Origin of the sequence: Microcoleus sp. PH2017_08_TRC_O_A (assembly GCF_020738665.1) — a bacterium.
Classification (GTDB): domain Bacteria; phylum Cyanobacteriota; class Cyanobacteriia; order Cyanobacteriales; family Microcoleaceae; genus Microcoleus.
Genome location: NZ_JAEQCE010000039.1, coordinates 49,321 through 60,692, shown reverse-complemented (window position 1 = coordinate 60,692; position 11,372 = coordinate 49,321). Strand labels below are relative to the sequence as shown.

The following is an 11,372-nucleotide window of genomic DNA, read 5'->3' as shown; positions in this document are numbered from 1 at the left end:
TGTACCACTAGCTTCAGGTACACTGGATGTTGGTTTATCACTCAAGTTAGAAACAATTTTCATGAATCTATTTGTTCTTCTTGCATCTCCCAATTGAGTATTTTCTAATTCTTCCCTTACCCATTGATTGATCATTTTAATCTCATTCCTGGGCGAGCGCCCGATTGTTTAACAGCACAGATGTTGATTTTTGTCAAATTTATTGTTAAGAAAGATGTTTATAAAGCATAGCTTTTTAAGGGGGGTTAGGGGGGATCTGTCTTAAGTGAACAGTATTGGGTTATATAAGAAGATAGAGATGAATACAGGACGATGCAATCGGATTTGATATTATTTGTTAGTTGGCAGTTGTTAGTTCCCACCAATGCCCAATGCTCAATGCTCAATGCCCAATGCCCTGTTTGGCCAATGCCCTGTTTGGCCAATTCCTAATTCCCAATTACATCAAAATTGGGGAAGATTCCGGCTTGCTGGCGTGACAAATACGATTTTTGCCTTCGGTTTTGGCTTGATAAAGGGCGCTGTCAGCGCTGCGAATTAGGATGTCGGGAGATTGCTGGGCAGAAGGAATCGCTGTGGCAATTCCGCAACTGACGGTAACGTAGGAGCCGATCGACGATCGCGCGTGGGGCAGTTGCAAGCTGGCAATGCGATCGCAAATTTTCCGGGCGACAATGTTTGCCCCTTCGGCGCTGGTGTTGGGCAGCACTATGGCAAATTCTTCGCCGCCGTAGCGGGCAGGCAAATCCCCAGCCCGCTTGGTACAAGAGGCGATCGCCTTAGCAACTTGGCGCAAACAATCGTCGCCGCCGAGGTGCCCGTAAAAGTCGTTATAAAGTTTAAAAAAGTCGATGTCAAACATAATTAAAGACACTGGCAGTTCCTCTCTTGCCAATCTGCGCCACTCTAACATCAAAACGCGATCGAACTGGCGGCGGTTGGCAATGCCCGTCAGTCCGTCAGTAGTGGCCAGTTCCTGCAATTTTTGATTGGCTATTGCTAGCTGGCGGTAAAGTTGAGATTGTTCGATCGCGATCGCCACTTGATTCGCCAAGTGCTGTAAAAAATCTATTTCCCACTGCTGCCATTCCCTCGTCTCGCTGCAATTGTATGCTGTCAGCATTCCCCACAAATTATTGCGATTTTCTCTCTCTAAATCCGGCGCACTTTTTCCCTGTGCCTGCGGTTTGCCAACAGCCGGCAGCGAGAGATAATTTTCGGCTGCATATTGATTTTTTTCTGCATCCCAAATACTACCTTCTAGTCTTTGGTTTGCCGTTTCCCAGTCGCCCGATTGCCAAATTGGCACGCTTAAAACTGCTGCAATTTCACAATCTGCCAGCAATTCTTTGCAACTGCCAGACAATGCGGCCGCGTTCACATCTGCTATTGCTTGTACCGACTGGGATTCGAGCAAGAAAAAGCATGAAACTGCCAAAGCAGCATTAATATTTTGGTTTTCAATATAACCGTCTGGCAAACCGTCACCTGCGACGATCGCACCTTTTTGCTCTTCCCCGTCAAATTGAGACGCCCAATCCTGACAGCGATAAATTAAAACCCGGTCTGTTTTGAGAAATTGGCGCACTTCTGCTACGGTACTTTGAAGAATGCTTGCCGCGTCTATTGACGATCGAATATGTTCGATCATTTGTCCCAACAGCCGCTCTCGGATCGCCTGCTGTCGCAATTGTTCTTCGACTTGTTGGCGTTCGATCGCGTAATGGATTGCTCGCACCAGCAGAGTTCTCTGAAATCTTCCCTTTACCAAACAATCTTGAGCGCCCGATCGCAATACCGACAGCGCCGTATTCTCATCATTGCTATCCGTCAGCACCACAACTGGCACTGTGGGCGATCGGGCTTTCAAAACGGCGAGATCCTCGCTTCCCCCCAAGCCGTCTGACACTGACAAGTCTAATAGTACGGCGTCAAACTTTTCTGCTTCCAGACACGCCAGTCCCCTCTCCAGAGATGTAACAGTTTGGAGGCGAAACACAGCCTCGCTGAATGACCCTAAAAGATCTTCGATCAGCGTTGCATCTGCGAGGTCATCCTCAACCAACAAAATTTTCAGACATTGGTTACGTGTTAACACAACTATAGCGTTTGGAGCGGGTTTAAGGAAACTTTCTTGTTTTGAGAGCGATACTGGCGATCGGCACTAAACAACAATAATATCTTCTAGCGGCGGGTTGAACCCGGATTTTTTCTAGCCGGCAGTGGAGCCCTGCTCTCACCCACCCTCCCCATCAGCCAGTTCATTTGTACATACCTACTGATTTGCGTTTGCGATCGAGCCAATATGTCGGTCTATCAAATTCAGTTTACACTCAAACTATCGATCTAGCCATCAATTAAAGCTTACAGATCCGCAGGCGGGAGCGAAACGATTTCAAACCAATACTGGCATAAAGTCTTCATTACTTCCACCAATCCTTGAAAAGTGACTGGTTTAGATATGAAAGAATTCGCACCCAAGCGGTAGCAAAGCAAGATATCTCCGCTGCGGTGCGACGTTGTGAGAATCACCACCGGAATTTGTTGAAACTGGGGGTCAGATCTGATCGAAGTTAGTGCTTCTCGCCCGTCAAGCCTCGGCATATTCAGATCCAAAAGTATCAGGTCTGGTCGATGCCAATTGCTGCCACCAGCATATTGACGGCGACGGTACAAATAGTCTAGCACTTGTTCTCCATTTTCCACAAATTCGCTTCTGATTGGTAATCGAACTTCTCGCAGTGCTTCCTCCACCAAAAAGCGCGTGTCCTCGTCATCGTTTGCTATTAAAATAGTAAATTTTTTCTTTTCATTTTTCTTTGGATAATTCACGGCTTGGCCTCACGACTAATTGATTTTGTGAGGTAGCGGGACTTGAAGCGGTTTGCGATCGCCTGCAAAGCATCTGTTGCCACGACGATCTGGCAAATCTGGCCCATAACACTGAATTTGTGTTGCAGCAATTGGCGGTTTTGCATAATTCGCAAATGTTTGTCACTAATCTTTGTTTCACTTGGCAGTCTCTGGGAGAACCGGCAAACGGCAAAGACATCAGAAATGCTTGTCCGGAAATTCCTACTAAAACTACTGTATCCCAAAGCCAGGTGCTCTGGATACAGTTGAAACAAACTGACAAGTCTGGCGCACACCGCTGATTTTTAAGTTGTATAGGGAGCGAGCTAATATCTTTATACTGAATGATTTTTAGCTTGATGTCATCAGTGAATATGCTAAAATTTATGAGTATTTGTATAAAAAAATGATAAATATATTTAGAGTTTAAGCAAATGACTGCTCACCGATCCAAGCAGAATGCTGATTTCAATGTGTAACAGGAACAGAAAAATAAAAAGTCGAGCCTCGACCAGGTGATGATTCTACCCAAAGCCGGCCGCCATGCCGATCGACAATTCTCTGACAAATCGCTAAACCGATACCTGTTCCCGAATACTCTTTTTGGGTGTGCAAGCGCTGAAAAATCTGAAAAATTCGTGGATGGTGCTGTTCGGGAATGCCAATACCGTTGTCCTGCACCGCAAACACCCAGTTATCCCCCTGAAGCGAAGCGCCCACCTGTACCACCGGCGCCTCGCTGCTACGGTATTTAATGGCATTGCCAATTAAATTTTGAAACAGTTGCAACAGTTGAAAACAGTCACCTCTTACCATTGGCAAATCGCCCCTAGTTACAGTAGCTTGATGCTTGCGGATTGCCAACTGCAAATTAGCGCAAGCATCCTCAAAAACCTGATTGCAATTTATCAGCTCAAAAGGTTTTTGACTGCGACCGACTCGCGAATACTCCAGCAAGTCATCAATCAGCGCCTGCATCCGCACGCAAGAATTAACAATATTGCCGACAAATTTATTCCCCTGGGCATCAAGTTGGTTTTGATAACGCCGTTCTAATAGTTGAGCGTAGCCTGCAATCGTGCCCAAAGGTGCTTGCAAATCGTGAGAAGCCACGTAGGCAAACTGTTCTAATTCGGCATTAGAACGAGTCAGTTCTTCAGCATAACGGGTTTGAGTTTCTAAACTTGCTTGCAGCAATTCTTGTACCAGCTTGCGCTCGGAAACATCCTCGATCGCACAAATCAAATATTGCGCGGTTCCCTCAGCATCGCGCATTACCGAAACAGTAACATTCGCCCAGCGCACTTCCCGATCTTTGCAGATCAAACGCTTTTCCCGAGAAAAAGTTTGAATTTCCCCGCATAACAGCAACCGCACGTATTCTCTGCCAGCTTCGATGTCATCAGGGTGAGTAATTGCCTGCCAATCAAGCTGCAACAATTCCGATTCTGCATAGCGGACAATTTGGCAAAAGCCGGGATTTACTCGCAAAAATTCACCTGAAAGTGTAGTTTTAGCGATGCCCACTGCTGCTTGCTCAAATATCGCGCGGAAACGTTCTTCACTTTCTCGCAGGGCAATTTCTCCTCGTTTGCGATCGGTGATATTGCGAAATGTGACTGCCAGACCGTCGTTTAATTTGACCGCGACAATGTGCAGCCAAGCACTTGTCTCTGAATTGTGTTCGTAATAAAATTCTTGGTCTAAAATTTCTCCGGTTTCTACGACAGAAACGTACAAATCAAATAACCCATTATTGCGAATTTCGGGAATTTCTGCCAACAAATGATTGCCAACTATCGCATTTAATGGCCGACCAGAAATATTGTTGGCAGCAGGGTTGACTAACAGCCACAGGAAATCTACAATCTTTCCCTGACTGTTGCGGACGGCAGAATAAGCCACCACACCGTCTAAGGAACTATTTAAGACGCTAGCAAGCAGCGACTGCGACTGTTGCAGTTCAGTGTTTTGCTCTTTTAGTTGCTGTTGCAGTTTTTGCAAGCAGACTTGCTTGTCGATGCGCGCTAAAACTTCTTCTACTTGAAATGGCTTGAGAATATAGTCGGCGCCGCCCACTCGAAAAGCTTGTAATTTATCATTAATCTCATCTAATACACTTAAAAAAATTACCGGAATTTGTTCAGTTTCCGGTGTAGCTTTCAGTCTCCGACAAACTTCATAACCGTTCATTTCCGGCATTCTGATGTCGAGCAAAATTAAATCGGGGCAATGGGCGATCGCAGCCTTCAACGCCAGTTTACCGCAAATAGCTCGACAAACTTGATACCCCTGGGCAGTTAGCAGCTCGGATAAGAACCGCAGATTGCTCGGTTGGTCGTCAACCACCAATACTTTAATTTCACTATGCTCCATTTATTTTAAAATAGATTGAGTTAAATCCATTATCCTATCGAGTCGGTAATCTGCCAGCAAATCTTTTAAAGCCTCAGCTAACGTTGGATGAGTTTCCGAAATGCGATCGACAATTTGAATCGCCAGCTCTTCATCAACATCATTAACTGCGTCGTAGAGTTCCTGCACCCAACTTCGAGGCATCTGGGCGAGCAGCGGCGAGAAAAATGAATCTGGTTTTTCGCTCACAAAATAACGCCGTAAAGCCCCGACAGGGAGCGCGGGCAATTCTTGATAGATATAGCGCACTCCCAAGTAAGAAGCGATCTTATCAAAGAGCATTTGCTCTTGAAAAGGTTTCCGCACAAAATCGTCGCAACCTGCGGCAAGAATTTCGCCTTTTTTTTCCTCAAAAGTGCTAGCAGTCAGAGCAATAATTACAGTTCGACGCTCAGATGGTTTCTCTTTAGCTCTAATTTGTCTGACGGCTTCAAAACCGTCCATTACAGGCATTCGCGTATCCAGCCAAATTAAATCAGGGTGCCAACTTTCCCAAAGTTCAAGAGCTTGGAAGCCGTTTTCCGCTTCTCGGACTTCAAAACCAATTGGTTGCAGCATTTTCACCAGCAGCAGCCGATTTTCTTGATTGTCGTCAACTGCTAAAATCCGATAAATCGGTTGATCTGGTTGTAGTGCGATCGCCCGCTGCGATGTCGCCACTGTTATTTCAGATGAAGTAGCGGGAAATACTCGGATATTAAATTTAAAAATGGTTCCCTCACCTAAAACACTTTCTACCTCAATATCTCCGCCCATGATCTCTACATATTTTTTAGTGATTGTCAAACCCAATCCCGTACCGTCAGCCGCTTGTTTGCCAGCTTCTGTTTGCACGAAAGCCTCAAATAACTTGTCAATTTCTGCTGTTGCTATGCCAACTCCCGTGTCTTCAACTTCAAACAAAATAAAATAGCAATCGTCCGAAGTAGAATTAGGATAAACCTCCGATTTTGCGGGCTGGTGGTTGGCTTGCACAGCGCGCAGCCAAATACTGCCGCAGTTTGGTGTAAATTTTAGGGCATTTCCCAGCAAATTAATTAAACATACGCGCAGCTTTTTTTCATCAGTTTTGATGTATTGGGGAACATTCGGCTGCACGGAAAATCTTAGTTGCAAATTTTTGGTTTCAGCTTTGATTTGAAACATCTCTTCGAGAGTGTCGAGGAGTTGATAAAGGTCAAAGCTGCGTTCATCTAAGCCAATGATCCCGGCTTCTATTTTGGACAAGTCTAAAACATCGTTAATTAATTCCAGCAAATGTTGACCGCTGCGGTTGATAATTCGGAGATTTTCAATATTTTCGTGGCTGAGTAAAGAGTCGCGGCTCATGACTTGGGTAAAACCCAGGATGGCGTTCAGGGGAGTCCGCAATTCGTGGCTCATGTTGGCAACGAATTGACTTTTTGCTAGGGATGCAGCGGCTGCGGCTTCTTCGGCTTTTTTGCGTTCTATTATTTCTTGTTGCAGTTCGGTATTGCGATCGATCAATTGTTTTTTCAGTCTTTGGATGGTCAGTTGATGTTCGATTCTCGCTAAAACTTCTGCTACATGAAACGGTTTGGTGATAAAATCTACCCCTCCTACTTTAAAGGCGGTTACTTTGTCTAATACTTCATCTAAAGCGCTAATAAAAATAACTGGAATTTCTGATGTTTTCGGATCGAGCTTGAGCTGCGTGCAGACTTCATAGCCGTCCATTTCCGGCATTTTTATGTCGAGCAAAATCAAGTCTGGAGAACCTGAACGCGCTGCTCTGATTGCCATTTTGCCGTTGATTACGCCCCGGACTTTGTAGCCGCGATCCGACAGCGTTGCTGATAAAACTTGCAAATTTTCGGGAGTGTCGTCAACAATTAATATGTTGCCTTTATTATTTTCTGTTTTATTGGTGGTCATTGATGGTATTTTGTGTTAAATTTATAATTGCTGAAATTATGAAAACCGATTAAATCGTCATTATAGCACTCGCTCCAGCATCAACTACTTCTATATTTACAGAACTTACCTACAAAAAAACGATAAACCGGGTTTTTCAACCAAGATAGAGAGCCTTCAACAGTTGACAGTTGACCGCTTGACAGTTGACAGTTTGAGAGCGACCTCTACCTATAAAGAAGAGGATTGGAGTAATGAATAGTCTGATTTTAATTTCTCCCTCGAAGGCGGGCGGGCTTTCAACCAATTCTTTCTGGTAATACGATTTTAGATGGGGAATGAATGATTCCATCAGGGTTGGGAGTGCTGGCAAAGCAGTTGCTTTTTTTGTGTAACTGGTATAACGAGATATTTTCGTTATAAAACCCAGTTTCTTCGTCCACCTTTATACTGATTTAAATAATCATCAAAGATAGTTTAGCCGATCGCCCACGAGCAAGTTTAGCAATAGTCGATCGACCTCAACCATCAATAATCCTGAGCCCGCCCCTCTCCTCTCCCCTCTCCCTTCCCCCCTCTTCCTGATGACTGATGACTAATGACTGATGACTGATGACTAATGACTTCTTCCTTCTTCCCTCAAACATTTCTAAATTCCTCAATCAAATCAATAATCCGATCGCACCGGAAGTTATTCGCCAAATCGGCGATCGCGCTGCGGTAAGGAGCATCAACAGGAGGAATCGACAACAGCAGCCGAAAAATCTCCTCGTTATCAACCGAATCCGCCGCCTCGTACAACTCATCAACCCATTGGGGAGGCATAGCTTCAAAAAATGAAGAATTCAGCGCAACAGGCAAAGGAGCCGTCACAGTCGGCGCCGAAACGTCACCACCAGCCACAGCATCAGAACTTAGCGAAGCTTCTCGATCGTAAACATAGCGGACACCCAGATACTTAGCCATCTTTTCCAGAATGACTTGTTCCCGAAAAGGCTTCGCGACAAAATCATCGCACCCAGCAGACAAAATCACCGATCGCTCTTCATCAAAAGCACTCGCCGTCAGAGCAATAATCACCGTTGCTTGACCCTTCAAATGCGCTTTAATCTGTTTAGTAGCTTCGTAGCCATCCATCACCGGCATCCGCATATCCATCCAAATCAAATGAGGTTCCCAACTCGACCACATGGACAAAGCTTCAACGCCATTTTCAGCCTGCCGCACAGTAAAACCGAGACATGACAGCATTCTCACCAGCAACAAACGGCTTTCCAGGCGATCGTCCACAGCTAAAATGCGGTATTCCGGCTGTCCGGGTTCCAGGCCCACAACGCGACGAGTTGTTTGAGCCACCTGAATTTCCACTTCATTAGGGAGCGAAACTTTAACATCAAATCTAAAAATGCTGCCGTTACCGACGCTGCTTGTCACCGTCATTTCTCCTCCCATTAACTCAACGAACTGTTTGCTGATCGGCAAGCCTAAACCAGTTCCTTCATGAGCTTTTTTTCCGCTTTCTGTCTGAGCAAAAGGCTTAAACAAACTATCCATTTCTTGGGCAGAAATTCCCGCCCCCGTGTCTTCCACTTCAAAGAGCAAGCAGCAATTTGCGATCCTCTTCGAGGGCTGCGCTAACGGCGGAATCTCTTCGTTATTTCTATTTGACAACAGCTCATGTTTGATTCTCAAGTTGACACCACCTTCCGCCGTAAACTTGATCGCATTTCCCACCACATTAATTAATACTTGACGCAACTTACTTTCATCTGTTTCTACATATTGAGGGAGGTTGGGCGCAGCATCACAAATTAACTGCAACCCTTTTTTTTCGGCTTGCAGCTTCAGCATATCTTCAGTATTTTCTAGCATTCTGTGCAAGTCGAAGGTGCTGTTATTGAGTGTCACCAGCCCGACTTCGATTTTTGACATTTGCAGAATATTGTTGATCAGATCGAGCAAATGTTCCCCGCTGCGGCTAATAATTCCTAAATATTGCTGTTGGTCACTACCGAAGGCTGCGTCGCGCGCCAGCAGTTGAGTGAAACCGAGAATCGCGTTGAGGGGAGTTCGCAATTCGTGGCTCATATTCGATAAAAATTCACTTTTCGCCCTGTTCGCTCTGTCGGCTTCTTCTTTGGCTTTTTGCAGCGATATTTCTGCTTGTTTGCGCTCAGTAATATCGCTGGCAGTGCCTGTGGTGCCGGTGATATTTCCTGCTGCATCCAATCGCGCGATCGCCTTTGTATTGACATCTATCTGCCTGCCGTCTTTCCCTAATACTATACTTTCGTACTGAAACACAGCATCTCCCGTCAGCAAGTGCTGCTGAAGTTCTCGATTCCGGTCTATTTGTGCTGGCGCTAAGAAATCGCTAAAAGAATAGCCGAGCATTTCTTCCGGGTCATAACCGTAGATTTGTTTGACAGCTTGGTTGACAAAAGTCAGGTGTCCTTGGGCATCGCAAGACCAGATAATATCTTGGGAAGTTTCAACTAAATGACGGTATTTTTCTTCGCTTTCTGCTAATGCTATTTCCGCCAGTTTGCGGGCAGTAATGTCCATCAAAGTTGTGAAGAGTTTAGTCACTTGCCCTTGTTGGTTGACAACTACTTCTCCTCTGGATTCGATGTAGCGGATCGAGCCGCCTTCACTTGTCTGTGACGGGCAAGTATCCGCAGCAATTGTCGATTCCGGGCGCAGGATGCGATATTCCAAACTGTAGGATTTGCCGCTAGCAATAGCAGCGTCGATCGTTGTTTGCCATTTTTGGCGATCGTCCGGATGCACGTATTGTGCAAATTCACTTAGTGTTGGCGCAGCCTCGGTTGCATCGAGATCGAAAATATGAGATAATTCTTCCGACCAAGTAGTTGTATTGGCAGAAAAATCGCATTCCCAATTGCCGACGCGGGCGATTCTCTGCGCTGCGGCTAAAGATGCAGCTAGAGCCCGGAGTTTTTCTTCTGCCAATTTGCGATCGCTAATATCTTGAATCACCGAAATCACGCAGGTTTCGCCGTGAATGTCAATGATTTCAGCAGACACCAGCCCGGTTCTGAGTTCCCCAGTTTTAGTGCGCCAATCAAATTCGTAGTTACGAACAATTTTTTGTTCGTCTAACATTGCAAACAACTTGGCGCGGGCTTGTGTACTTTCCCAAAGATTCAAATCAAGCGCCGTGCGATCGATAATTTCTGCTGCCGAATAACCAATTGTCTGACAAAAAGCCTCATTGACTTCTAAATAACGACCGTCTTTAAGTCTAGTAATAGTAATTGGGTTGGGAGAAGAACGAAAAGCTTTAGCAAACTTTTCCTCAGACAAGCGCAGTTGTGCAGTCCGCTCCTCAACTAAAGTTTCCAATTCTTGATTCAGCTTTTGGAGTTGAGCATTTTGTTCCCCTAATTGCTTCTCCATAAAATAGCTGTTGACCGCTTCTTTTAAGGTCAACTTCAAATCTTCTGACTGCCAAGGCTTAGAGATGTAGCGGTACAATTTAGCATATTTAATAGTATTGGCCACAGCTTCGAGGTCTGCTTGCCCCGTCAGCATAATTTTGATAGTTTTTGGCGAAATTATGTGAATCTGCTTCAGCAATTCGTCCCCTTTGATATTGGGCATCAGGTAGTCGGAAATCACAGCCACGATTTCGCAACCCTCTTCCAGCAATTCATCTATCAACTCTAAAGCCTCTTCGCCGCCTTCCGCAGTTTCTAATAAATGTTCTTCTCCCAGGGCTTTTTTTAACTCTATCTTCAAACTTTCAAGGATGATCGGTTCGTCATCCACGCAAATAATCACAGGTTTATTGTTCATATTTTTGCTAAACCAGATTTTATAGTTTCTACTAATTCTTGACCGTCCCACGGCTTGTACAAACAGCGGTGCAAGTTTGCCTGCTCTTTCACCCGTTGTATTGCTATTTCATCAGCTTGCCCGGTCAGCATAACTTTCACAATATTGGGATATTTTTGGTGAACCCGGATCAAAAATTCATCTCCTTTAAGACCCGGCATCAACCAGTCAGATACTATGACCAAAATATCGCTTTCCTCTTCTCCTTGAATTTCCTCAATAATTTCGAGAGCTTCATCGGCATTTTCTGCTACTTCATAGAGGTAATCATCACCAAATTCTTTTTTCAGTTGAATCTTCAAACTGTTTAAGATTACAACTTCATCGTCAACACACAAAATTACTGGTTTTGGCATAAAATTTTACTCTTT

General features: G+C 44.9%; 8 protein-coding genes. 1 reads left to right on the top strand and 7 read right to left on the bottom strand.

Translation table 11 applies throughout. The features are described from left to right. From JGK22_RS33285 to JGK22_RS15820, 3 genes are all read right to left on the bottom strand, one after another. A partial coding sequence (locus JGK22_RS33285; protein ID WP_363319240.1) for a transposase DNA-binding-containing protein occupies positions 1–135 on the bottom strand: 135 nt, incomplete at its 3' end. 304 nt (positions 136–439) lie between these two features. Further along, complete coding sequence (locus JGK22_RS15825) at positions 440–2,098, bottom strand: diguanylate cyclase (RefSeq protein ID WP_293313160.1); 1,659 nt, start codon at positions 2,096–2,098, stop codon at positions 440–442. Positions 2,099–2,364: 266 nt separating this feature from the next. Then, the gene (locus JGK22_RS15820) at positions 2,365–2,832 is read right to left on the bottom strand and encodes a response regulator (RefSeq protein ID WP_293186054.1); all 468 of its coding nucleotides are present in this window, start codon (positions 2,830–2,832) and stop codon (positions 2,365–2,367) included. A gap of 155 nt (positions 2,833–2,987) precedes the next feature. On the opposite strand from JGK22_RS15820, the gene JGK22_RS15815 reads away from it, so the two are divergent. Beyond that, complete coding sequence (locus JGK22_RS15815) at positions 2,988–3,155, top strand: hypothetical protein (protein WP_293186052.1); 168 nt, start codon at positions 2,988–2,990, stop codon at positions 3,153–3,155. A 166-nt stretch (positions 3,156–3,321) separates the two neighbouring features. Here the strand turns inward: JGK22_RS15815 and JGK22_RS15810 are convergent, their stop codons facing one another. The 4 genes from JGK22_RS15810 to JGK22_RS15795 all read right to left on the bottom strand — a co-directional run bounded on the left by JGK22_RS15810 (position 3,322) and on the right by JGK22_RS15795 (position 11,357). Beyond that, entirely contained in the window at positions 3,322–5,229 is a 1,908-nt protein-coding gene (locus tag JGK22_RS15810; protein WP_293197053.1) for an ATP-binding protein, read from the bottom strand. Continuing rightward, positions 5,230–7,164, bottom strand: coding sequence for a response regulator (locus JGK22_RS15805; protein ID WP_293186050.1), 1,935 nt, complete (start codon positions 7,162–7,164; stop codon positions 5,230–5,232). Positions 7,165–7,782: 618 nt separating this feature from the next. After that, the gene (locus tag JGK22_RS15800; RefSeq protein WP_293313158.1) at positions 7,783–10,962 is read right to left on the bottom strand and encodes a PAS domain S-box protein; all 3,180 of its coding nucleotides are present in this window, start codon (positions 10,960–10,962) and stop codon (positions 7,783–7,785) included. Further along, a complete protein-coding gene (locus JGK22_RS15795; RefSeq protein ID WP_293186045.1) occupies positions 10,959–11,357 on the bottom strand; it encodes a response regulator in 399 nt (132 codons plus the stop codon). The genes JGK22_RS15800 and JGK22_RS15795 overlap by 4 nt, the downstream gene beginning before the upstream one ends. Between the last annotated feature and the right edge of the window lie 15 nt (positions 11,358–11,372).

Bases quoted from the DNA above. Each gene is read 5' to 3' on its own strand.
- JGK22_RS15815 (WP_293186052.1), top strand. From the start codon at position 2,988: ATGTTTGTCACTAATCTTTGTTTCACTTGGCAGTCTCTGGGAGAACCG.
- JGK22_RS15810 (WP_293197053.1), bottom strand. From the start codon at position 5,229: ATGGAGCATAGTGAAATTAAAGTATTGGTGGTTGACGACCAACCGAGC.
- JGK22_RS15805 (WP_293186050.1), bottom strand. From the start codon at position 7,164: ATGACCACCAATAAAACAGAAAATAATAAAGGCAACATATTAATTGTT.
- JGK22_RS15800 (WP_293313158.1), bottom strand. From the start codon at position 10,962: ATGAACAATAAACCTGTGATTATTTGCGTGGATGACGAACCGATCATC.
- JGK22_RS15795 (WP_293186045.1), bottom strand. From the start codon at position 11,357: ATGCCAAAACCAGTAATTTTGTGTGTTGACGATGAAGTTGTAATCTTA.